The sequence below is a fragment of the Streptomyces sp. NPDC002324 genome (assembly GCF_053593335.1).
In genome coordinates this window covers 54,638-78,220 of sequence record NZ_JBSFCF010000003.1, presented here as the reverse complement: position 1 = coordinate 78,220, position 23,583 = coordinate 54,638, and the positions used below count along the sequence as shown (strand labels likewise).

The 23,583-nt window shown below is 70.5% G+C and carries 19 protein-coding genes and 1 pseudogene; 12 read left to right on the top strand and 8 right to left on the bottom strand.

All coding sequences use genetic code 11. The features are described 5' to 3' along the window. Positions 1–3: 3 nt before the first annotated feature. Positions 4–585, bottom strand: a complete 582-nt coding sequence (locus ACWCRJ_RS06420; protein WP_046920096.1) for a helix-turn-helix domain-containing protein — start codon at positions 583–585, stop codon at positions 4–6. Positions 586–1,301: 716 nt separating this feature from the next. On the opposite strand from ACWCRJ_RS06420, the gene ACWCRJ_RS06415 reads away from it, so the two are divergent. From ACWCRJ_RS06415 to ACWCRJ_RS06390, 6 genes and pseudogenes are all read left to right on the top strand, one after another. Further along, positions 1,302–2,231, top strand: coding sequence for a 5'-3' exonuclease (locus ACWCRJ_RS06415; RefSeq protein WP_450938415.1), 930 nt, complete (start codon positions 1,302–1,304; stop codon positions 2,229–2,231). Between the two features lie 212 nt (positions 2,232–2,443). Next, complete coding sequence (locus ACWCRJ_RS06410) at positions 2,444–3,289, top strand: siderophore-interacting protein (protein WP_450938221.1); 846 nt, start codon at positions 2,444–2,446, stop codon at positions 3,287–3,289. A gap of 51 nt (positions 3,290–3,340) precedes the next feature. Beyond that, a pseudogene (locus ACWCRJ_RS06405) lies at positions 3,341–3,874 on the top strand (Tn3 family transposase). A 156-nt stretch (positions 3,875–4,030) separates the two neighbouring features. Continuing rightward, positions 4,031–5,470, top strand: a complete 1,440-nt coding sequence (locus ACWCRJ_RS06400) for a hypothetical protein (protein ID WP_450938220.1) — start codon at positions 4,031–4,033, stop codon at positions 5,468–5,470. Further along, positions 5,467–6,618 carry an ARPP-2 domain-containing protein gene (locus ACWCRJ_RS06395; RefSeq protein ID WP_450938219.1) on the top strand — a complete coding sequence of 384 codons (1,152 nt, stop codon included), beginning with the start codon at positions 5,467–5,469 and terminating at the stop codon, positions 6,616–6,618. The genes ACWCRJ_RS06400 and ACWCRJ_RS06395 overlap by 4 nt, the downstream gene beginning before the upstream one ends. Before the next feature lie 152 nt (positions 6,619–6,770). After that, on the top strand, positions 6,771–7,511 hold the full coding sequence (locus ACWCRJ_RS06390) for a hypothetical protein (RefSeq protein WP_450938218.1): 741 nt from the start codon (positions 6,771–6,773) through the stop codon (positions 7,509–7,511). A 75-nt stretch (positions 7,512–7,586) separates the two neighbouring features. Here ACWCRJ_RS06390 and ACWCRJ_RS06385 read toward each other — a convergent pair whose 3' ends face one another. Further along, entirely contained in the window at positions 7,587–8,387 is an 801-nt protein-coding gene (locus ACWCRJ_RS06385) for an N-formylglutamate amidohydrolase (RefSeq protein ID WP_450938217.1), read from the bottom strand. Between the two features lie 202 nt (positions 8,388–8,589). Between ACWCRJ_RS06385 and ACWCRJ_RS06380 the strand changes: the two genes are divergently transcribed. From ACWCRJ_RS06380 to ACWCRJ_RS06370, 3 genes are all read left to right on the top strand, one after another. Continuing rightward, positions 8,590–10,140, top strand: a complete 1,551-nt coding sequence (locus tag ACWCRJ_RS06380; protein ID WP_450938216.1) for an amino acid permease — start codon at positions 8,590–8,592, stop codon at positions 10,138–10,140. A 503-nt stretch (positions 10,141–10,643) separates the two neighbouring features. Further along, a complete protein-coding gene (locus ACWCRJ_RS06375) occupies positions 10,644–11,684 on the top strand; it encodes a hypothetical protein (protein WP_450938215.1) in 1,041 nt (346 codons plus the stop codon). Between the two features lie 45 nt (positions 11,685–11,729). After that, entirely contained in the window at positions 11,730–12,671 is a 942-nt protein-coding gene (locus tag ACWCRJ_RS06370) for an RluA family pseudouridine synthase (protein WP_450938214.1), read from the top strand. A gap of 18 nt (positions 12,672–12,689) precedes the next feature. Here the strand turns inward: ACWCRJ_RS06370 and ACWCRJ_RS06365 are convergent, their stop codons facing one another. The 6 genes from ACWCRJ_RS06365 to ACWCRJ_RS06340 all read right to left on the bottom strand — a co-directional run bounded on the left by ACWCRJ_RS06365 (position 12,690) and on the right by ACWCRJ_RS06340 (position 18,344). Further along, entirely contained in the window at positions 12,690–14,165 is a 1,476-nt protein-coding gene (locus ACWCRJ_RS06365) for a cytochrome P450 (protein WP_450938213.1), read from the bottom strand. 114 nt (positions 14,166–14,279) lie between these two features. After that, on the bottom strand, positions 14,280–14,933 hold the full coding sequence (locus tag ACWCRJ_RS06360) for a GTP-binding protein (RefSeq protein WP_450938212.1): 654 nt from the start codon (positions 14,931–14,933) through the stop codon (positions 14,280–14,282). After that, positions 14,914–15,327, bottom strand: coding sequence for a DUF742 domain-containing protein (locus ACWCRJ_RS06355; RefSeq protein WP_450938211.1), 414 nt, complete (start codon positions 15,325–15,327; stop codon positions 14,914–14,916). The genes ACWCRJ_RS06360 and ACWCRJ_RS06355 overlap by 20 nt, the downstream gene beginning before the upstream one ends. Then, on the bottom strand, positions 15,324–15,731 hold the full coding sequence (locus ACWCRJ_RS06350; RefSeq protein ID WP_046918179.1) for a roadblock/LC7 domain-containing protein: 408 nt from the start codon (positions 15,729–15,731) through the stop codon (positions 15,324–15,326). The genes ACWCRJ_RS06355 and ACWCRJ_RS06350 overlap by 4 nt, the downstream gene beginning before the upstream one ends. Next, positions 15,728–17,362: a sensor histidine kinase gene (locus ACWCRJ_RS06345; protein ID WP_450938210.1), complete on the bottom strand. Its 1,635-nt coding sequence runs from the start codon at positions 17,360–17,362 to the stop codon at positions 15,728–15,730. Before ACWCRJ_RS06345 ends, ACWCRJ_RS06350 begins: the two co-directional genes overlap by 4 nt. Positions 17,363–17,708: 346 nt before the next feature. Then, positions 17,709–18,344: a TetR/AcrR family transcriptional regulator gene (locus tag ACWCRJ_RS06340; protein WP_450938209.1), complete on the bottom strand. Its 636-nt coding sequence runs from the start codon at positions 18,342–18,344 to the stop codon at positions 17,709–17,711. Between the two features lie 191 nt (positions 18,345–18,535). Between ACWCRJ_RS06340 and ACWCRJ_RS06335 the strand changes: the two genes are divergently transcribed. The 3 genes from ACWCRJ_RS06335 to ACWCRJ_RS06325 are packed head-to-tail and all read left to right on the top strand — an operon-like array spanning position 18,536 to position 23,543. Continuing rightward, positions 18,536–19,360, top strand: coding sequence for an urea amidolyase associated protein UAAP1 (locus tag ACWCRJ_RS06335; RefSeq protein WP_450938208.1), 825 nt, complete (start codon positions 18,536–18,538; stop codon positions 19,358–19,360). Next, on the top strand, positions 19,357–20,028 hold the full coding sequence (locus tag ACWCRJ_RS06330) for an urea amidolyase associated protein UAAP2 (RefSeq protein WP_450938207.1): 672 nt from the start codon (positions 19,357–19,359) through the stop codon (positions 20,026–20,028). Before ACWCRJ_RS06335 ends, ACWCRJ_RS06330 begins: the two co-directional genes overlap by 4 nt. After that, a complete protein-coding gene (locus ACWCRJ_RS06325; protein ID WP_450938206.1) occupies positions 20,025–23,543 on the top strand; it encodes a 5-oxoprolinase/urea amidolyase family protein in 3,519 nt (1,172 codons plus the stop codon). Before ACWCRJ_RS06330 ends, ACWCRJ_RS06325 begins: the two co-directional genes overlap by 4 nt. Positions 23,544–23,583 lie beyond the last annotated feature (40 nt).

Here is a 23,583-nt window from a genome sequence, read left to right as displayed (position 1 = left end):
GCCTCACGCGCCCCGGCGGTGACGGTCTTCCAGGGCCTCGATGTGGTCCGCGACGGCCACCACGATCACCCGGGTCTCCGGCTCGGTGGCCCGCCAGCGATGCCGTACGCCACCGGACATGTACAGCGTGTCGCCGCGGCCGAGGCGGTGGGCGCGGCCCTCGGCCTCGACCTCGACCGCGCCGTCGACGACGTACATCAGCTCGTCGTTGCGATGCTGGACCTCGCGGCCCTCGTCGTGGTCGCCGGTGAACTCCATGGCGTGGAGCTGGTGGTGACCGCGCACCAGGGAGCGCGAGCAGGAATCGGGGGGCGTGAAACCGTCCTCGTCGGCCGCCCGTACGACGTCGACGCTGCACGCCGGGTCGGCCGCGGCGAGCAGTTCGACGGCGGTGGTGCCGAGGGCGTCGGCGATGCGTTCCAGGGAGGGCTTGCTGGGACGTGCCCGTTCGTTCTCGACCTGGCTGAGGAAGGGGACCGACAGGCCGCTGCGCTCGGCCACGGCGGCGAGGGTGAGCTGCTGTGCCCGGCGCCGCCGCCGGACGGCCGCGCCCACCCGAAGGGGCTGTTCTTTGTGGTCGCCCATCGCTCCGGCTCCCTCCTCGGCTCGTCGGTCGACTCACGGACGCCCACGGGTGGGCGTGCGAGCGGTTACTGGTCCGGTACGGATGGCCACCCGTCCGGCACTCATCGGGAGCACTTCTCCTGAGGAGTTCTCTGCACCCTACGCATGTTCGGCAAACCGTTTCACGCGCCCGTCACATCCCCGTGAACCGGCCGAGGGTCCATGCTCACACTTCGCGCCAGCGCCGTCACCGTCCCGCCCCTGTTTTCACTGCCCTCTCGCGCGCCCCGGAAAGGGAGTCCCGACCGCGGCGACCGCACGCGGTGGCCTCCGCGCCACGCCCCGTCACCGGATCGCGGCCATGCGTCCGGCGCCCGCCGAGGTCGCCCCGCGCAGCCACGACAGGGCCCACCCGGCCGCCCTCCGTCGCCCGGGTCGTGAAGCCGCGGGTCGTGGAACGGAGTTGGCGATCCGCGCGCGACTCGTACCACCTGGTCGGAAGGGACTCCGAACCGGGCGGCCGGACCCCGTGGAGGGTTGTCCGGATCTTTCCCGTACGCCAGTACGGCACCACCGGCGTCCGTTCGGACCGGCCCCGCGCGACGGAGGGTCCCTGCCCACGACCGAACCGTCCGCCCGGGGCTCGGCGTCGGAGTCGACCGGCGCGCTCTCACCCAACAGGTCCCGGCGGCGTGCGCGATCGCGTCGGGAGCCGTCTGTCGGTGGTGTACGGCATGATGCGGGGCGTGACCCGACGCCTGATGCTTCTCGACACCGCCTCGTTGTACTTCCGCGCCTACTTCGGCGTGCCGGAGTCCGTGAAGGCCCCGGACGGCACCCCGGTGAACGCCGTGCGCGGACTGCTCGAATTCATCGACCGGCTGGTCAAGGACCACCGGCCGACGGACCTGGTGGCATGCATGGACGCGGACTGGCGGCCGCAGTGGCGGGTCGACCTGATCCCCTCCTACAAGGCCCACCGCGTCGCCGAGGTGCGCGAGGCCGGGCCGGACGAGGAGGAGGTGCCGGACACCCTGTCGCCCCAGGTGCCGGTGATCGAGGCGGTCCTGGACGCCCTCGGCATCGCGCGCGTGGGCGTCGCCGGGTACGAGGCGGACGACGTGATCGGCACCTTCACCGCCCTCGCGAAGGAGCCGGTCGACATCGTCACCGGCGACCGCGACCTGTACCAGCTGGTCGACGACGCCCGCGGGGTGCGCGTGCTGTACCCGCTGAAGGGCGTGGGCACGCTGCAGCTGACCGACGAGGCGTGGCTGCGCGAGAAGTACGGGGTGGTCGGGCGCGGGTACGCGGATCTGGCTCTGCTGCGCGGCGACCCGAGCGACGGGCTGCCGGGCGTGCCGGGCATCGGCGAGAAGACGGCGGCCAAGCTCCTCGACCAGTTCGGCGACCTGGCCGGGATCATGGCCGCGGTCGACGACCCGGCGGCGAAGCTCACGCCTTCGCAGCGCAAACGGCTCGACGAGGCGCGCCCCTATGTCGCGGTCGCACCCACGGTGGTGCTCGTGGCGGCGGACGTACCCTTGCCGGACGTCGACACGGCTCTGCCGCGCGAACCGCGGGACCCGGCGGCGTTGGAGGCGCTCGCGGCACGCTGGGGACTCGGCGGATCGCTGCAACGGCTGCTCACGACACTGCAGGCGTGAGGCGCACGCCCCATGGACGGGGCGGTACGCCGGTGGGTGGGGCGTACGCCGGGAGGTGGGGCGTACGCCGGAGGGTGGGGTGACACTCGGTGGTGAGGACGCTGAGGCACGATTCACATCGTGAAGTCCTCGCATACGCCTCGGGCGTGGGGTGTCAACGAGGGGGAGATGATAACTTAGGTATGCCTTAGCTAGGTACTTGGGAGGCCGTCATGGCAGAGCGTCCGGTACGCAGGACCCCGAAGCCCCACTCCGCGCGAGTCGTGCGCACCGAGCGGCTCACCCCGCACATGCAGCGCGTCGTACTCGGTGGTGACGGCCTCGCCGAGTTCTCCCCGCGCGGCAGCACCGATCACTACGTGAAGCTCCTGTTCGGCCCCGAGGGTGTCACCTATCCGGAGCCGTTCGACATCGAGCGGATCCGCGCGGAGTTCCCCCGGGCGCAGTGGCCCGTGACCCGGACGTACACCGTGCGTGCCTGGGACCGCGAACTGGGCGAGCTGACCCTCGACTTCGTGCTCCACGGCGACGAGGGCATCGCCGGCCCCTGGGCCACCCGTGTCCAGCCGGGCGAGCTGATCCGTTTCCTCGGCCCCGGTGGCGCCTACGCGCCCGACCCGGAGGCCGACTGGCATCTCCTCGTCGGCGACGAGAGCGCCCTGCCGGCGATCGGCGCGTCCCTGGAGGCCCTTCCCGACGGCGCCCGCGCCCACGCGATCGTCGAGGTCGCCGGCCCCGAGGAGGAGCAGAAGATCAACTCCGATGTGGAGGTCGTCTGGCTGCACCGCGGCGACCGCCCCGTCGGCGCCGCCCTGGTCGAGGCCGTACGCGCACTGCGGTTCCCCGAGGGCCGGATGCACGCCTTCGTCCACGGCGAGGCGGGCTTCGTGAAGGAGCTGCGCCGTCTGCTCCGCGTCGAACTCGCCGTCCCCCGCGAGAACTTGTCGATCTCCGGCTACTGGCGCCTCGGCCACGACGAGGACGGCTGGCAGGCGTCGAAGAAGGAGTGGAACGCGCGCGTGGAGGCGGAGCAGGAGGGCACGCCGACGACGGCGTGACCCCCACGGGCCCGGCGACCCGCCGGACGCGCCCTCACCCGAGGGCGCGGACTGCGCCTGGGCACGGCGGAGGCCGAGCAGGTACCACGACGCTTCACCCGCGGCGGCCCCAAGCACCCCACCTACCAGGCGCTCGAAGAACTCGGCCGCGCGGTGCGCACGATCTTCGCGTCCGACTACCTGGCCAGTCCCGGCCTGCGCCGGGAGATCCACGGCGGCCTCCAGGTCGTCGAGAACTGAAATTCGGCGAACACCGTGCTCCACTACGGCAAGGACGGCGCCCTGGCCGGCCCGGACAAGGAGCCCGCCGAGACCTCCATGCTCGCCCTGCACGTGCTCCGGTCCGCGCTCGTGCATGTCAACACCCTGCTGCTCCAGCACATTCTCGCCGAACCGGAATGGGCCAGGAAAATCGGCGCAGAGGGACGGCGCGGGCTGACTGCATTGTTCCGGTCGAACATCAACCCCTACAGAACCTTCGGGCTTGGGATGGACAAGCCGCTCGATCTCGGGGTGCCTGCGGTTGTGGTACCCAGTCCTCGCACATCGTCGGCCTCCGGAGATCCCCGCATGGAGGCGAGGTGAAGGAAATCAGTAGAGGGCCTGTGGGCTGGCCTGTTACGGTCCTGGGGCCGGCCGCGGGACTTCGGTGCGACTTCCGGAAAATGCCATTTCAGCAATGATTCGCAGTTCGTGCCCCCATTCCCCGGCCGGCATCCGCACTCTTGAGGAAAGAACGGGATGGATTCGTACGGGGACCTCGTCGCTGCCGACGATGTACTGCTCTTCATCAACGCGGCAACCACCTCCACCGGCCAACGTGAATTCCACAGCGACGCGGGCGAGCAGCGGCTGTCCTTGGACTTCCTCCATGCATACATGCTGGGTAACTACCGCGACCTGTACGCCGGAGTGCTTGCGCTCGACATCAACGACCACAACGCGGTCCTCGTCATCAGACAGTTGCTGGAGACCACCGGTGAGGCCACTGCCGACCAGCGTCGCAGCGAGGGCCGACTGATCGCGTGCCGTCTGGCGACGCTGCCGCCACAGCGCGTGTACGGGCTGTTCAATGCCTTACGCCGGGCCGGGGTGAACAACCGTCGCACTCGCGCGATCATGCGTGACTGGCTGTCCGCCCGCCCGGACCTGGCGTTCGATGCCGTGAAGTACCGCAGCGGCCTCAAGCGAGCCCTTCGCCACGCACACCTGGCCCCTGCCACCGAAGAGCTGGGGGCGTTCGTATTTGCGCCGCTGACCCGCAAGCACTACGCGACACCTCTCCTGGAGACGTGGCGCCGCGCACACTACGAGCAGGCCGCCCTGTACGAGCTGCCCTATACGACTGCCGAGGGCTTCGCCGCCAAGCACAAGATCCCCCGGAAGGTTTTCCTGGAGCGCATAGCCCCGCGGATGACCCGCCTGGAGACCTTGCGGTTGCAGGAGTCCGCGCACAAGACCGGGATCGCAGGAGTACAGGCAGACCTGTCCCGGATGCCGCTGACCCGGTTGACAACCTATGTGCTTTCGCTGCCGGTCGAGGACCGGCTGCGCCGACGTGCCGAGCTGACCCACGCCCTGGAATCGGCCGCCGACCGGGTGGCCGGCTCGCACCGGGGGAGCTGGGGCAAGGTCACCGCCGTCCTGGACGACAGCTTTTCCGCCTTCGGTTCGGTTCACAAGCGTCGTCGACCGCTGGCCGTGGCACTGGCCTGCCACTATCTGCTCGCGGCTCTTGCCGGCACCTACACCGGGCTGTGGACGTCCGGGCGGACCGACGCACTGCTGACCCGCCCGTACGGGCCGACGCCGTTGGGCCGGCGGATTCTCGACGCGCTGGACACCACACCGTCCAGGCTGGTGATCGTTTCCGACGGATGGGACAACGCACCTCCTGGCCTGGCCGCCGAGGTGCTGCGCATCTGGCGCACTCGGCTCGACCCCGAGCGTCGCACCAGCATCGTCCATCTCAACCCCGTCTACGACGCGGCCGATTTCGACGTACGTCGGCTGTCCTCGACGGTGCCCACCGCGGGTATCCGTGACGCCGAGGACCTTCCCGCCCTGGTGGAACTCGCCCAGTTCGCGGAAGGCCGGACCGGTCTGGCCGAACTGGTCACGTACATGGACACCCGTGCCGCTCAAATGCTGAGCGGACACCAGCAGGAGCAGGCGCGATGACCACACTGGACCTGACCGGCCTGACCGCCCGCCCCTCACAGGTCTGGGGTGCCGTCCGTCTGGTGCCGCTCGTACGTGACGAACCTGTCGTCGACCTCCGCCTGCGCCCTCAGCTCTACGGCGGTGGGGCCGGTCTGGTCGAGGTCGGCCCACGCGCTGTCTATACCTCCTACATCCCCCATGGATTCGTCGCTACATGGACTGACGATGGCACGCCGGCAGCCGCCTACGGCACCCAGCTTTCCGCTGACGGCAACGCGGCGCCCGCCGCCACCATGGGCCTGCACATCCACCGCAGGATGGCCCGCCGCCAGGCAAGAGACCGGCTGCGGTTCCTCCCCATGCACCTGGCGCTGGAAGGCTACCTGGCACTGCACTTCGGCGGCCCCTCCATCGCATGGGAGGAGTGGTCGCAGCGTGCAATCAGCCAAGGGCTCTCCCCGCGCGTCGAGGAAGCCTATGCGGGTGCCGAAGTAAGCGGACTCGCCGACGCACTGCGCATCTTCGAGATCCACCCCGATCAATGCGGTGTGATGCTCTACGTCGGCGACGCACTCGCGTCCGCCTTCGTGGTCCCGCATCCCGACGACTACCGCGCCCTCCACCCAACACTCCTGCAGGATCTGTACGGCGAACTGATCTACACCTACGCCATGCTGATGCCACCGGTACAGGACTTCCGGGCCCGCATCTCCGACTCGCAGATCCGCTCCCTGGCCCACCTGCGTACGGCAGTTGCCGAGCAGGAACATGATTGGACATGTTTTCACGACACAACCATGGCGGCCGGCCTGCTGGATCACGCGTATACCTGGCAGTCGGTCTACCGGATGCGGGGCTTCACGCTCTCCCGCTTCCTGCCGACGTTCCGTCCTCAGCAGGAGAACCACATCGGTGAGGCCATCACCGACCGCAGCGGCAGGATCGCCTATCTCAAGACGTTTCGTCTGTCGGAGACCCAGGTCCGTCGCGGTCACCTTCTCAGCAGGCTTGCCGCCAACGACTGGCACCTGGCGAACACCGCACACGAACTTGGCATCGAGTGCTATCAGCTGGGGATACGCCTGGCGTCTGTCGGCTTCAATTTCCTGCTCCGCCAGGACATTATGGATGGATACCGCAAGCAAGCACGAACCCGGACCGGCTGAGCGCGACACAATCAACTGGCCTGCCGCAGTGAATACCGGTTCTACTGCCGCAGAGCCCCTGCCGAGATCACCGTGACCTGCTGCGAACCGATCCGGCCCGCCGGGGCGAGGTGAACGCATTTACTGCGTCACTATCGGAAGGGCGGGGCGGCATGACGATCGAACCGGTGACCGAACTCGGGAACGGGGGCGCACTTCGGTTGCCGCGCGCTCGGGTCGTACCTCTGTCCGCCGCCCCGCCGTCGTCGTACACCGCGGCGGTCGAGCGGTACCTCACCGGCGCGGGCATCGCGCAGTCCTCCGCGCGGATCCACCGGATCTCCCTCATGACGTGGGGATGGACGCTCGCCGGCGAACCGCCGCCGACCGGACCCGCCCGCCGAGGCGCGAACCCGCCTGTCTTCCCCGTCGCCGTGATCGACGCCCCGGCGCTGCCGGAGGTCCTGGCCGAGCCGGCGGCGGCGCGGGCGGACGAGATGGGCGCCGACACCGTCAACCGGGAACTGTCCATCGCCCGCAAGGCGATCGGCTGGCGGCAGTGCCAAGGCTGGATCGAGTGCGATCCGACGAACGGCACCGGGCGGCGGCCGGCACCGCTCCGACCGTACCGAGGCCCCCGCCGAGAACCAGATCGCCGCCCTGTGACGCCTCGGCGTCGCCCTGCGGGAGAAGACGCAGTGGAAGATGCTCCACGATTCGGCTTCTTCGACACGGCACGGCAGGCCGACCGAGGACCGACTGGACCTGGCCGCCGGGATCCACGAGCCGGAGACATGGGCGGCGACCTGACCACGCGCCTCGGCCCGAAGCCCATGACGTTCCGCCTGACCCACCACGACAGCGACACGTACTCCTTCGAGACGGTCGGCGAGAACGCCACCGGTCCGGCGTGACCTTCAAGGGCGACGGGAACGGCCACGCGACGTCGGTGACGATCGAGGCGCTCGACGGCACCGGCCCGGGAACCTTCAGACGGTCGTGAGCACGTCCACCAGCCGGGCGAGCGCGTCCGCGAGCGCCACCGCCCCCGGTCCCGCCGCCCCACCCGGCTCGGCCATGTACACGTCCCGGCGGATCTCGATCATCAGGGCGGTCACCCGGGGATCCTGCCCGTAGTACTTCAGCGGGACGTACGCGCCCCCGAACGGGCTGTCGACGCCCGTGCCACCGAAGCCGGCGAACGCGTCCTCGGCGGCGGCCAGCAGGTCCGCCGGGGTGTGGAAGGGGTCGGTGCCCAGACAGACGGGCGGGCGGGGACCGTCACCGTGCAGCTCGTAGGGCAGCGGCTCGCTCGGATAGGAGTGGATGTCGACGACCACGGCACGGCCCACGGCATCCAGCCGGTCGGTCACCGCGTCGGTCATGGCGGCGGCGTAGGGGTGGAAGTAGCGGTCGAGGAGCCGCTGACCGTCGTACCCGGCGTCGCGCAGGGCCTCGCGGTGCGTGGTCCGCGTGTAGACGGCCCCCATGCCCACCGCCAGCATCTCCTCCCGCTCGTCCGGGAAGCGCTCGGGGTCGACCACGAGCCGGGACAGCCCGTTGACGAACCTCCAGGGGCGCGTGACCGCCCGCTCGGCCGCCCGCTCGGCGATCCGCTCCGTGTGGGCGTCGGTGATGTGGTCCAACTCCCGCTCCAGCGCGGCGTCGTCGAGCACGATCCCGGCCCGGACGGCGGCGGGGATCACCCGTGCACCGTGCGGCACGTGCAGCAGCACGGGTGACTCGGGCGCGCCGGCGAGAAGCCGGTGGGAGGGCAAGGGGTGATCCATCCGGGGATCCTCGCACGGCGTCGCCGGCGCCCCCGACGGCGACGGCCGCGCCCCCGGCACGATCGTGAGGATTTGGGCTCGCTCCGGACACGGTCGCGTGACACGCGCGACACAGGCCTCCCCTAATTTCTGTCGCCCGACAGGAATTCGCGCCGCTCGGGCGCGAACGCTCGCGCCGCTTGTGCGAAAGCAGGTTGCCGCCATGACGAGCACCGCCCCCGATGTCCGTCCGGAGCCACCCCACTCCCCCGACGACGGTTCGCTGAACGAGTTCGGCTACCCCCAGGAACTGCACCGCAGCCTGAGCAGGTACGCCTCGTTCGCCGCCGGTTTCTCCTTCATCTCGGTCCTCACGACCGTCTTCCAGTTCTTCGCCTTCGGATACGCCTTCGGCGGCCCGGTCTTCTTCTGGACCTGGCCGGCGGTGCTGATCGGCCAGCTGCTGGTGGCCGCGTGCTTCGCGGAACTGGCCGCGCGCTACCCGATATCGGGCGCGATCTACCAGTGGTCGTCCCGGCTGTCCAACCCGACGTTCGGCTGGTTCGCCGGCTGGATCATGGTGATCGGGCAGATCGTGGTGGTCGCGGCGGCCGCGCTGGCGCTGCAGATGGTGATGCCGGCGATCTGGTCGGGCTTCCAGATCGTGGGCGGGGACCCGGCACCCACCACGGCGACGGGCGCGGCGAACGCGGCCGTCCTGGGTGTGATCCTGCTGGCCCTCACCACGTTCGTGAACGTCCTCGACAACCGGGTGCTGTCCGTGGTCAACCGGGTCGGTGTGACCGCGGAGATCATCGGCGCGATCCTGATCGTCGTCCTCCTGCTCACCCACTCCGAGCGCTCGCCCGGCATCACCTTCCACACGGCGGAGGGCAGCACCGACCTCCTCGGCGCCCTGCTGGTGGGCTCGTTCATGGCGGCGTACGTGATGATCGGCTTCGACAGCGCGGGCGAGATGAGCGAGGAGACCCATCACCCCCGCCGTATCGCGCCCCGCACGATCCTCACGGCACTCGGCGCGGCCGGTCTGCTCGGCGGTCTCCTCGTCCTGGCCGGACTGCTCGCCGCGCCCAGCCTCACCGACGGCAGGCTGGGCGTGGACGGTCTCAGCTACGTCCTGACCAGCAGCCTCGGCGACGGAGTGGGCCGCTTCCTGCTCGCCGACGTGGTGGTGGCGATCGCCGTGGCCACGCTGGCGATCCAGACGTCGGCCAGCCGCATGCTGTTCTCGATGGCCCGCGACGGCCGGCTCCCCTTCGCCGCGCGGCTCGCCGACGTCAACCCGCGCACGGGCATGCCGACCGCCCCCGCCCTGGTCGTCGGCGTCCTCGCGGGGGCCCTGCTGCTCCTCAACTTCGCCTCGCCGGAGGCGTTCCTGGCGATCGGCACCACCTGCATCGTGATGCTGTACCTGGCGTACGCGATGGTCACCGGCCCGCTCCTGGTCCGCCGCCTGAAGGGCGCCTTCCCCACCACCGGCGTCGACGAGACCGGCAAGCCCCTTTTCTCCCTGGGCCGCTGGGGCATCCCCGTCAACGTCCTCGCCCTCCTCTACGGCCTCTTCATGACCGTCAACCTGGCCTGGCCCCGCGCGGAGGTCTACGACCCCGCAGGCGGCCACTGGTACTTCCAGTGGTTCACCCTCCTGTTCCTCCTCACCACGCTGACCATCGGCCTCCTGTACCACCTGACCCGCGCGCGCCGGGGTCGTTCCGCCGGGAAGACCGCTCCGGGGCCGACCAGCCACCCCTGACGCCCGAACACTCGCGATCTAAGCAGGGGACAACTCCAGCCAACCTGGGTATCATTCATGACAAATTTTCAACCGAATGCGCCCCTTATGTGCCGCAGTACGCTCGTCGTACGCCCCTTCACGGCGAGCGGCAGTCGCCCGCACGCTGGGATTGCAGCCAGAAGTGGGGACTTCTTGCGGAGGCTCGGGCTATGGCAAAAAGTGGCGTTGAGGTCTCGATGGTCACCCCGGACATGCTTGCTTGGAAGGGCTCCGCCTCAGAGGCTCTTGAGCAACTGTCATACACGAGGGGAATCCAGGAACTGCTTCACCGGTCGCACGAACTCTGGTGCGGATCGGCTTGTGATCGCGGTACGTCCTGCTCGTTCCTGCACTACCCGCGGAAACCGGCGGAAACCGTCCGTCCCGCGACCACACGGTCCCGATACAACAAACAGACCGCCCACCTGTACGCCGTCATGGGTGACCACGGGTACGCCGGCCCTGTCGCCCAGAGCCATGAAGTGAATGTCTGGCCACTGCTGGAGAAGGTCACGGAGCGGTGGGACGCGGTGCGGGGACGAGGCGGCAGGACTCCCGAGCACTATGCCGACTGGACGAAGAAACATGACGCCAAGGCCTCGGACACGGTGTCGCGCGCCTGCCGGGACACCGTCCAGTGGATGGCCTGTTGGTGCGGTGAGCGCTTCGGTGCGGACCCACTGGGGCTCCACTACATAGCCTTCGCCACGATCATCGACGACATCTGCATACCTCCGCTCGATCTTGTCTGCGGCCGCTTTCGCATGTACGGACGATCCGTCCCCGACCTGATACGGACCATGGACGAAGCCGGTTGGGGGCGCGACGCGGTGCACGCGCTGCTGTCGCTGGTGCGGCAGGCCATCGTCCAGTACGCGGAGAAGATGGACTTCCGACCGGGGGACGAACACGTCGGACTCCAGGACGCGCTGAACGACTCGCCGAACATGTGGGACGGGGTCATGTTTCGGGGCAACACCGGAAACGCGTACGGGACCGCCATCATGGTGGCCCGGAACAGCGCGACGGGGCCCGTGTCCTTCCCCTGGATCATGGACAGCGCGATCTGCGACTGCCTCTCCATGGATCTGTGCAAGTCCACGCTCGGCATCTACTCGGCGGACGACCACCAGCCGACGTCGAGCAAACACCAGGCGGAGGAGCGGAAGGCGAGCTACCGGTCGATCTACCTCGACCTCATCGACGATCTGGTCTTCACCGGCGCGCCCGAACCACTGGTCCACTTCGGCCGCAGCGGTTTCCTCTTCGTGCAGATCCAGGACCGCTATCAAGAGCGCCGCCAGGGGAGGCGCTTCCCCTTGGCCCCGCCGATGGTCAGCGAGCTTGAGCGGCTCTTCGGCACGGTACCGACGGACGAATGGCTCGACGACGCGTTCTCCGCGGCGAATCGAATCCGGCTCGCGGGGTTCCCCGCTCCCCCGCACACACATGACGTCGAGCAGCCTCACCGTCTCCACCCGGGCGAGCGGCAGGCCCCCCGGAACACGCGGCTCCTTGCCTGAACGGACGTGCCGGGTCGGCCGCGGCCGCTCGTATCCTTGATCGTGATGAGACGTCGTACCCCTCCGCCGCCCTCTCCCCTGCCGCAGCGCAACGGGGTGGACGCGGTGCGGGTGCGGTTGCCGGACAGTGACCTGTGGGCGACCGTACGGGATCATCTTGTGGCGCGCCTCTCGGCCGGGTCCGGGGTGATCGACGCGATGCTGGACGCGGGGTCGATCGTGGACGTCGCCGGGCGTCCGGTGCCGAGGGACATGGCGTACGTGCCGGGGATGTCCGTGTGGTTCCACCGGGAGCTGCCCCACGAGGAGCGTGTGCCGTTCGAGATCGGCGTCCTGTACCGGGACGAGCATGTGGTGGTGGCCGACAAGCCGCACTTCCTCGCCACCACCCCGCGCGGCAGCCATGTGGCCGAGACGGCGCTGGCCCGGCTGCGCAGGGAGCTGGGTGTCCCGACGCTCGGCGCGGCGCACCGGCTGGACCGGCTCACCGCCGGGGTGGTGCTCTTCACCGTGCGGCCCAGGGAACGCGGTGCGTATCAATCGCTGTTCCGGGACAGGAAGGTGAGGAAGGAGTACGAGGCGGTCGCACCGTACGACCCGGCGCTCGTCCTGCCCCGCACCGTGCGCAGCCGGATCGTCAAGGAGCGGGGGGTCATGGCGGCGTACGAGACCGAGGGTGAGCCGAACGCCGTCAGCCGGGTCGAGTTGCTGGAACACCGGAACGGGCATGCCCGGTACCGGCTGGTGCCGAGTACCGGGCAGACCCATCAACTGCGGGTACATATGAGCGCGTTGGGAGTGCCGATTCTCGGCGATCCCCTCTATCCGGTGGTCACCCCGCCCGTACCGGCCGGCGACTTCCGGCGACCGCTCCAACTCCTGGCGCGGAGCCTGGAGTTCACCGACCCGGTCACGGGGTGCGAGCACCGGTTCGTCAGCCCGCGCGTGCTACAGGCCTGGTCCTCCTACGAGGCATGGGCCACGTAGACCGGGTGTCCGGTCGGCTCAGTTGCCTGCGAACCAGCGCAGGACACGACGGAGCCTGCCTGGCCTACGGGCCGGTTCGTTCTGTGGCGCGGAGTCGGCAGCCGGGGCCGCGGTGTCGGGCGAGACGGCCTTCGCCTGCTGCCGTGTGGCATCCCTCCGCTGCTGCGGTGGCTTCACAGGCACCGGATTGACGGCCGGCCTCTGCATGACGTCCTGAGGGGGCCGCGGCGCGAATGTCACCGGCAACTCCACCAGGTGGCGGTTGGAGATGGACTCCCGCCACCGCAACTCGTGCTCCGGGCAGGCGAGCTGGACGTCCGGGACCCGTGTCAGCAACGCGTCGACGCCGACGTCGGCGATGGCGCGGCCGATGTCCTGGCCCGGGCACTCGTGGGGGCCGCCGCTGAAGGCGAGGTGCGAGCGGTTGCCCTGCATGTTGGCCTTGAGGTCGGGACGGACGCGGGGGTCGACGTTGCCCGGCGCGATGCCGAGGAGGAGTCCGTCGCCCTTACGGATGCGCTGACCACCCAGCTCGGTCTCCTGCTTGGCGAAGTAGGCGAAGACGGTGCTGAACGGCGGTTCGTCCCACAAAGACTGCTCGACCGCCTCGGGCACGGTCATCTGACCGCCCTTCAGCTGCGCGCGGAAGCCGGGGTCGGTCAGCACCACGCGCAGCACGTTGGCGAGGAGGTTGGCGGTGGCCTCGTAGGCGGCGAGGAGCACCACGCGCAGGTGTTCCCTGACCTCGTCGTCACTGAGCCCTGCCGGGTGGGTGATGAGGTGGCTGGTGAAGTCCTCCTGCGGTTGGGCACGGCGGCGGGCGGTGAGCCGGTCGAGGGCGTCCATGACATAGGCGTGGCTGACGAGCGCGGTCTCACTGCCCTTCAGGCAGTCACGGGCGGCATGCACCATCCGGTCGTCGTACTCGTCGGGCATGCCGAGGATCTCGCACATCACCGCCATCGGCAGGTGCTCGGCGAACTGGCCGACCAGGTCGGCCCTGCCGTCCTCGCAGAACTTGTTGACGAGGTGCTGGGTCGCACGGTTGATGTAACGGCGGATGCCCCGGTGGTCGATGGTCGACATGGCGCCGGTGACCGCGCCGCGCAGCCGCAGGTGCTCGTCGCCCTCGGCGTGGGCGCAGATGGGCTGCCAGGCGAAGTGCGGCATGAGCGGATGGTCGGGCTTGATCGTGCCCTCCCGCATGGGAGCCCACAGCCGGTTGTCCTTGCAGAAGTGCGACGGCGTGCTCACCATGTGCATGTTCTCCCCATGCCCGAGCACCACCCAGATCGGCACATCGTCATGGAGAAGGGCCGGAGCCACCGGACCGTGCTCCGCGCGGAGCTTCTCGTACACGGCTCCCAGGTCCTCCGCCTCGGGGCCGTAGAGGCGGCGGAGTCCGCCGGGGCCCATGCCGTGGGCGGGGCAACCGGGGGGCGGCCCGAGCGTGGGGTCGTCCGTGCCGGTCAGGGAGTTTGCTTCAGGCGTCACGGTGGTCGCTCCGAACTGAGGTGGATCCGGTGTCTGTGTCTGTGTCTGTGGCTGTGTCTGGAAGGTCACTGGGGACGTAGGGGTCGTACGGGTCGTACGGGGCACGCGTGCGGGTCATGCCGACGCCGCCCCCGGCGCCGTACCCGATGCCGCCGACGCCCCGGACATCGCCAGGGAGTGGAGGAAGGTCATGAGGGTCATCAGGACGTCCCGGCTGGACGCCCGGCGGCGTGCGTCGCAGCGGACGATCGGGATCTCCCGGGCCAGGTCGAGGGCCTGGCGCAGTTCCTCGACGGCGTAGCGGGGCCCGTCCGGGAAATCGTTGACCGCCACGACGAAGGGCACACCGCGTTCCTCCAGGCGGCCCATGACGTCGAAGCTGACCTCCAGCCGGCGGGTGTCGACCAGGACGACCGCGCCCAGAGCGCCCTCGAACAGGCCGTTCCACAGGAACCAGAAGCGCTCCTGGCCGGGGGTGCCGAACAGATAGAGCACCAGCTCGTCGGTGATGCTGATGCGGCCGAAGTCCATGGCCACGGTGGTGGCCGTCTTGGACTTGGAGCCGAAGTTGTCGTCGACCCCGATTCCGGCCTGCGTCATGGTCTCCTCGGTCGTCAGCGGCCTGATCTCGCTGACGGACCCCACCATGGTCGTCTTGCCGACGCCGAAACCGCCCACGATCACGATCTTCGCCGCGGCCTGCGCGGTGTGCGGCAGGTGGTCCTCGGTCCGTGGACCCGTGATGGTGTCAGAGCTTTTGAAGTCCATGCATCACCGCTTCGAGGAGGGAACGGTCCGCCCGCGCCTGCCGGACGACCGGTGCGCGTGCCTGTACCAGTTCGGCCGTCAGCAGCTCGGTGAGCAGGACGGTCACCACGCTGATCGGCAGGTTGAGATAGGCCGAGATCTCGGCCACGGACAGGGGTGCCTGGCAGATCCGCAGCAGCGCGGACTGCTCCGGAGCCGCGGACGGAGGCGGATCGGCGCGCGCCACGATCAGCGTGACGAGGTCGATCGGGGCTCGCTCGCCGTCCGCGCCGGTGAGGATGTAGAGCCGCTCGGGTTGCCGGCGCTCCCCCGTTCCGCTCGCGGGAGCGTCCTCGGCCGGCGGCGGGAGCGGTTCGTGCTGGGGCTGGCGCCGCTGGCGCCGCGGAGGCGTCATACGGTGTGCCCGTTCCGCCGGGGCGGACTGGTGAGGTGGGAGCCGATGCGGTCGACGAGGTCACGCATGCGGTTGCTCATCAGGCCCGGTTCGGCGACCTCGTTGGCGAGGACCGCGAGATAGGCGTTGGAGCCGGCGGCCATCATGTAGAAGTAGCCGCCGTTGATCTCGATGATGACCATCCGCATGTGGCCGTCGCTCTGCGGGATCTCACCGGCCATGGCACCGGCCAGGCTCTGCAGTCCCGCGCAGGCCGCGGCGACGCGGTCGGCGGCGTCCGGGTCACCGCCGTGGCGGGCGATCCGCAGGCCGTCGGCGGAGAGCACGACGATCTGCTGGATGCCGGGCACGCCGTCGGCCAGATCCTTCAGCAGCCAGTCGAAATTGGCCCGTTGCTGGATCACTTGAGGTCCCCCTCGTCGTCGGCCTCGGTGCGGGCCGGCTCGGTGTTCGCGGTGAGTGCGGTGGACGCCGTCGGGTCGTCCGGGTTCCGAAACGCGTTCGGGTCGGGGTCGCCCTTGAGCCCGGCCATGAACGCCTCGACCCACATGCCGGGCGGGGGCTGCTCCTTCTGCGGTGCGGGCTCCTGCCACACGGGGGCGGCGGCCATGGCGGCCTCGGCGGCGGCCTCCGCGGCGGCGGCCTCGGCGTAGCGCTGGCTGAGCGGGATCTTGCTCCGGCTGCGGCGCTGCGGCAGGCCGTTGGCCGTCCACTCGGTGACGACGGGGACGTCGTCCTCCCGGTCCTCGCCCATGTCCTCCGCGGAGCTCGGGATCCGCGGTCCGGTGGTCGGACGGCGGCGCTTGGCCTTGCGGTCGGGGCCCTCGACGCCGTCGATGTCCATGGTCGTCACGGCGCCGGCGCCGATGCCGTGGGCGAGGCCGGGGGCGGGCTCCTCGGTGAGCAGGTCACGCGGCACGACGACGACGGCGCGGACGCCGCCGTAGGCGGAGGACCGCAGCGAGATCTGCATGTTGTACATGGTCGACAGCCGGCCCACGACGGCGAGGCCGAGGCGCGGGGTGTCGCCCATCTCCTGCATGTCGACGCCCTGCTGGGCCTTGGCGAGCATGTCCTCGACCTTGGCGCGGGTCTCCTCGCTGAGGCTGATCCCGCCGTCCTCGATCTCGATGGCGATGCCGGTCTGCACCTCCACCGCGGTGACGTGCACCTTGGTGTGGGGCGGCGAGTAGCGGGTGGCGTTGTCGAGGAGTTCGGCGCAGGCGTGGATGACGGGTTCGACGCCGACGCCGTCGACGTTGACCTTGGCGATCGAGTCGAGCTCGATGCGGCGGTACTCCAGGATGCGGGACATGGCGCCGCGCAGCACGCTGTACAGCGGGACGGGCCGGGACCAGACGCGGCCGGGGCGGCCGCCGCCGAGGACGGCGATGGAGTCGGCGAGGCGGCCGATCAGGGCGGTGCCGTGGTCGATGCGCAGCAGGTCGTCGAAGACCTCGGGGTTGCGCCCGTGGTCCTCCTCCATCTCGCGGAGTTCGTTGTTCTGCTGGTGGACGATCGCCTGGACGCGGCGGGCGATGTTGACGAAGGACCGCTGCGAGGAGTCGCGCAGTGCTTCCTCGCGGTCGACGATGGTCAGGAGGGTGCGCAGCAAGTCTCGCTGGGAGGCGGGAAGTTCGCGCCACTCGGGGTCACCGTCGACGACGTGGCGAATCACCTCTGAGGGGGATTCTCCGCCGCGCAGCCGGTACAGCGCGGCGGGCAGGATCTCCTTGCCCAGCCGGGTGAATTCCTGGTCGTGGGCGGCGATGCGCTGTTCGAGCAGGACGGTCCGCCGCTGGTGTTCGGCGCGCAGTTCCCGGACCGTACGACGGCCGCCGCGCACCGCGAGGGCGGCGACCCCGATCAGCAGGAGCGTCGCGACGGCCCCGCACAAGCCGACGGTGAGCCGGACCGGCCCCGTCACCAGGGAGACGGTGGTTCCGGTCGCCGCGGCCATCAGTATCGCCGGTAGCGGCAGCAAGCGCGCGTAGGGAAGTTCACGGCCACCGGGAGGCGATTGAACACTCACCATGTATGCCCTCTAAAGACGGTTCGGCTGATGGTCGGGTGACTTGCGGGGAGTTGCCGGAGGTTGCTCGGGTTCATCCGCGAATCAAACTGGATCTTCGGTATTTTTTGGAACAAGCGCCCGAATACATCTCAACTCGGTGCGCTGCGGGCGAGCTTAGTCCGACCGGATCATCGCTGTGTCATATTCAGCAACCGCCTGAAATCACCCTCGCGACAGGAGTACGCTCTGGTCATTTACACGCTGGGGCATCATTCGCACACAGGGCGTGACGGTGCACGGGTGTACGAAAAGAGCCTCTTGACAGGGTGAACCGGTGGCGGAGAGCAGCGCGCCGGGGCGCCCCTCCTCAGACGCCGACGATGCGCAGCGCGGCGTCCGCCGTTGCCTCGGCAAAGGCGGAGACCGGGCGGTCGGGATCGGAGCGATGGACGAGGATGACGCCCTCGATCAGCCCGAAGACCAGATCCGTACGCAGATCCAGCTCACTCTTGGCGAGCGCTCCGCCCACGGCCGTCGTCGCGATCAACTGCCGGTAGGCGTCCTTCAGTTCGGCACGCACGGCATGGAATCCGGCGAACCGCTCGGCGCGGACCTCCGGCAGGAGGTACAGACCGCCGAGGTTGTGCGTGCCGCCGCACAGGAGGGCGACGTCGGCGCGGCACAGCTCCCGGAGCCGGCCCTCGGCGCGGTCGCGGTCCCGGGCGAGGAGTTCGCGGGCGTACGCGAGCGACGGGGTGACGGTGGACTCCAGCAGCTCCGCGAGCAGTTCCTCCTTGCCGGAGACGTAGTGGTACATGGACGCCTGCCGCATCCCGGCCCGCTCGGCGACGGCCCGGGTGGTGGTGGCCGCGTAGCCACGTGTCGTGAACAACTCGGCGGCGGCCACGAGCAGTTCGTCGCGGGGCGACAGCCCGCTCGCCGGGCGCCCGTCGGCCCGGGGCCTGCCGACCCGCCGCCCACCGGTGCCGCCCGCGCTTCCCATGCGTTCGATCCTCGCACACGGCACCCGCGCGATCCCGACGACCGGTCGCACGGTTCCCGGACCCGTCGGCGAGGCAGACCTTCGTGAGGGCTCGGTAACCGCACCGCAACGCACGGGACATGGCCGCGACCCGCCGGGCCCCTAATTTCTGTCGCACGACAGAAATACACGCCGCACCCGGAGGTCCCACGATGGCGACATCGACGACGTACGGAGCACGCGACCACGCCCGCGCGCAGGAGGGCGCCCGGGCCGAGGCGATGCCCGTGGTGCCCGCCGGTCACTGGCCGGCCCCGCCCGTCGAGGCGGAACGGCTGGTGTGGGCGGAGACGGTGGCGGGCGGCAACTACACCCACAGAGTGCTCGCCCGGGGCACCGAGATCCGCCTCACCGACGTACACGGCGACGCGTGCGCACATCTGCTCCTGCACCACGCCGACCGCCCCTGGGAACGGCTCAACGTCGCCGACACCGTCAAGGTCCAGTGGAACGCCTACCTGGGCGAGGGCGTCCTGCTCCTGTCCGACCAGGGCCGCGTCCTCGCCTCGGTCGTCGCGGACACCTCGGGCCGCCACGACGCGCTCTGCGGCACCAGCACCCTCGTACGCAACACCGCGCGGTACGGGGACGGCACCCCGCAGTCCCCCTCCCCCGCCGGACGCGAACTGTTCAAGCTGGCCGCCGCCAAGAACGGTCTCGAACCCCGGGACCTGCCCCCCTCGCTCTCCTTCTTCCAGGGCGTCGCGGTACGCGAGGACGGCACCCTCGACTTCACCGGCTCCGCCGGCCCCGGCGCCGCCGTGACCCTGCGCACCGAGCAGGACGTGACCGTGCTGATCGCCAACGTCCCGCACCCGGCCGACCCGCGCCCCGCGTACGTCAGCACCCCGCTGGAGGTACTCGCCTGGCGCGCCGAGCCGACCCGCCCCGGCGACCCGCTGTGGGACGCCACCCCCGAGGGCCGCCGCGCCTTCCTGAACACCGCCGAGTTCCTCACCGCGAGGGGGATCGCATGAACACCGCCGCGTCGCCGCAGACCACGGCCACAGCGTCAGCCACGGCCACGGAACGGACAGCTGCCCCCGTGAAGACCGTCGTCCCGGCGAGGGCCGCCTGGTCCTCCGTCGTACGGGCAGGTCAGACCCTCACCCTCACCGATCTGCACGGCAACCAGGCCGTCGACTTCCTCGTGTACGACGCCCATGACACGGCCGTCCGCTACAGCGCGCCCGACACGATCCACGCGCAGGGCGGCATCTTCCTCACCACCGGCAGCGTGCTCATGTCGAACGAGCACACCCCGCTGATGACCGTGACCGCCGACGACGTGGGCCGCCACGACACGGTCGGCGGCGCCTGCTCCAAGGAGTCGAACACCCTGCGGTACGGCCACCACACCTGGTCCCAGCACGCCTGCGTCGACAACTTCCTCGCCGAGGGCGCGAAGCACGGCCTCGGCAAGCGCGACCTCGTGTCGAACATCAACTGGTACATGAACGTGCCGGTCGAGAAGGACGGCACCCTCGGCATCGTCGACGGCATCTCCGCCCCCGGTCTGGCCCTGACCCTGCGCGCGGAGTGCGATGTGCTCGTGCTGGTCTCCAACTGCCCCCAGATCAACAACCCCTGCAACGGCTTCGACCCGACGGCGGTACAGATGACGATCACCGAGGCCGGCACATGACCTTCGACACCCTGCTCGTCGCCAACCGCGGCGAGATCGCCGTCCGGATCATCCGCACCGCCCGCGAACTGGGCCTGCGGACGGTCGCCGTGTACTCCGACGCCGACCGCGCCGCCGCCCATGTCCGGCTCGCCGACGAGGCGGTACGGCTCGGCCCGGCGCCCGCGAAGGAGTCGTACCTCGACGCCGACCTGATCCTGAAGGCCGCCAAGGACACGGGCGCGGGCGCCGTCCACCCCGGCTACGGCTTCCTCTCCGAGGACGCGGCCTTCGCCCGCCGCTGCGAGGACGCCGACATCGTGTTCGTCGGCCCGACCCCCGACCAGCTCGAACTGTTCGGCGCGAAACACACGGCCCGCGAGGCCGCGGAGGCGGCGGGCGTCCCGCTCCTGCCCGGCACCGATCTGCTGCCCTCGCTCGCCGAGGCCCTCGACCGGGCCTCGGCCATCGGCTACCCGGTGATGCTCAAGGCCACCGGCGGAGGCGGCGGCATCGGTATGTCGGCATGCCGGTCCGCCGCCGAACTCACCGAGGCGTGGGAGCGGGTGCAGCGCGTCGCCGCCGCCTCCTTCTCCTCCGCCGGCGTCTACCTCGAACGCCTCGTCGAACGGGCCCGCCACGTCGAGGTACAGGTCTTCGGCGACGGCGACGGCCTCGTCGTCACGTTCGGCGACCGCGACTGCTCCCTCCAGCGTCGCCACCAGAAGGTCGTCGAGGAGGCCCCGGCCCCCGGCCTCCCCGACCATGTGCGCGCCCGACTGGCCGCCGCCGCCCGCGACCTGTGCGCGAGCGTGGAGTACCGCTCCGCCGGAACCGTCGAGTTCGTCTACGACGCCGCCCGCGAGGAGGCGTACTTCCTGGAGGTCAACGCCCGCCTCCAGGTCGAACACCCGGTCACCGAGGAGATCTACGGCGTCGACCTCGTCGAGTGGATGCTGCGCCTGGCCCGCGGCGACTCCGCCGTCGTGCGCGCCCCGGGGCAGCCCCGCGGGCACGCCGTCGAGGCCCGGATCTACGCCGAGGACCCCTCGCGCGAACACCGGCCGAGCGCGGGCCTGTTGACCCGGGTCGCGTTCCCGCCGGGCGTCCGCGTCGACGGCTGGGCCGAGACCGGCACCGAGGTCACGACGGCGTACGACCCGATGCTCGCCAAGGTCGTCGCGTACGGCTCCGACCGCGCACAGGCCCTGCGCCGGCTGGACGAGGCGCTGGCCGGGACCCGGGTCGACGGCATCGAGACGAACCTGGGCCTGGTCCGGGCCGCCCTCGACGACCCGGACGTCCGGCACGCCACCCACTCCACGGCCACCCTCGCCACCGTGACCGATCCGACCCCCCGCATCGAGGTCGTCTCCGGAGGCACCCTCACCACCGTCCAGGACTGGCCGGGCCGCACCGGCCACTGGCAGGTCGGCGTCCCGCCCTGCGGCCCCATGGACGACCTGTCCTTCCGCCTCGGCAACCGGGCGCTCGGCAACCCCGAGGGCGCCCCCGGCCTCGAATGCACCCTCCAGGGGCCGGCCCTCCGCTTCACCCACGCCACCACCGTCTGTGTGACGGGTGCCCCCGCCGAGGTGACCGTGGCCGGCGCGCCGGTCGCGCAGTGGGAGCCCGTGACCGTACCCGCCGGAGCCGTCCTGTCCGTCGGCGCCCCCACGGAACACGGACTGCGCTCCTACGTCCTCTTCGCGGGCGGCGGCCTGGACGTGCCGTCCTTCCTGGGCAGCGCGGCCACCTTCACCCTGGGCCGCTTCGGCGGCCACGGCGGCCGGGAGCTGCGGACCGGCGACGTACTGCACGGCGGGAACGTCACGAACGAGGGCGGAGCGGTCCCGCCGGACACCCGCCCGTCCTTCACCACGACCTGGCAGGTCGCCGCCCTCGAAGGCCCGCACGCGGCACCGGAGTTCTTCACCGAGGAGGACATCCACGAGTTCTACGCGGCCGACTGGAAGGTCCACTTCAACTCGGCCCGCACCGGCGTACGCCTGGTCGGCCCCAAGCCCCGCTGGGCCCGCACCGACGGCGGCGAGGCGGGTCTGCACCCCTCCAACATCCACGACACCCCGTACTCGGTCGGCGCGGTCGACTACACCGGCGACATGCCGGTCCTCCTGGGCCCCGACGGCCCCTCCCTCGGCGGCTTCGTCTGCCCGGCCACCATCCTGTCCACCGAACGCTGGAAACTCGGCCAGCTGCGCCCGGGCGACACGGTCCGCTTCCTCCCGGTGGCCGACGACACCTCGCCCCGCCCCGCGATCGTCGACGGCGGGATCCTGGCCCGCGACGGCGACGTGACGTACCGCCGCAGCGGCGACGACAACCTCCTCGTCGAGTTCGGCCCCATGCAGCTCGACCTGGCCCTGCGGATGCGCGTCCACGCCCTGATGGAGGCGGTCGCCGAAGCCGGCCTCGCCGGCGTCACCGACCTCACCCCCGGCATCCGCTCCCTCCAGATCCAGACGGACCCGATCCTCCTGCCCCAGCCCGAACTCCTCTCGGCGGTACGCCGGATCGTGGCGTCCCTCCCCCCGACGGACGAACTGGTCGTCCCCTCCCGCACGATCCATCTCCCCCTCTCGTGGGACGACCCCGCGACCCGCGAGGCCATCGCCCGCTACATGGCGGGCGTCCGCGACGACGCGCCCTGGTGCCCCTGGAACATCGAGTTCATCCGCCGCGTCAACGGCCTGGACTCGCCGGCCGACGTCCATGACACGGTCTTCGCCGCGGAGTACCTGGTCCTGGGCCTGGGCGACGTCTATCTGGGCGCCCCGGTCGCGACCCCGCTGGACCCCCGCCACCGCCTGGTGACGACGAAGTACAACCCGGCCCGCACCTGGACGGCGGAGAACTCGGTCGGCATCGGCGGCGCCTATCTCTGCGTCTACGGCATGGAGGGGCCCGGCGGCTACCAGTTCGTCGGCCGGACCACCCAGGTCTGGTCCCCCTGGCAGCAGCGCGGCGCCTTCGAACCCGGCTCCCCGTGGCTCCTGCGCTTCTTCGACCGGATCAAGTGGTACCCGGTCGAGGCCGACGAACTGCTCTCCCTCCGCTCGGACATCGTCTCGGGCCGCTTCGTCCCGCGCGTGGAGGACGGCACGTTCTCCCTGGCCGAGTACGAGGCGTTCCTGTCGGAACACGCCGAGTCCATCGCCGAGTTCAGGGCCGGACAGCAGGCCGCCTTCGCGGCGGAGCGGGCGGCCTGGGAGGCGGCCGGCGAGTTCACCCGGGCGGAGGCGGCCCCCGAGCCCCCGGCCGCCCCGGCGCAGATCCACGTCCCCGAGGGCAGCCGGCTGATCGAGGCCGAGTTCACCGCCTCCGTCTGGCAGGTGAACGTGCGCCCGGGCGACCGGGTGACCACCGGGCAGCCCCTGCTGACCCTGGAGGCGATGAAGATGGAGTCCCGCGTCCCCGCCCCCACGGACGGCATCGTCGACCAGATCCTGACCACCCCGGGCACCCAGGTGAACGCGGGCACCCCCTTGCTCATCCTGACGCCGAGCCCCCTTTAGGGGCGCGAGGAACCGCGCGAGCAACCCCGAACCACCCGCA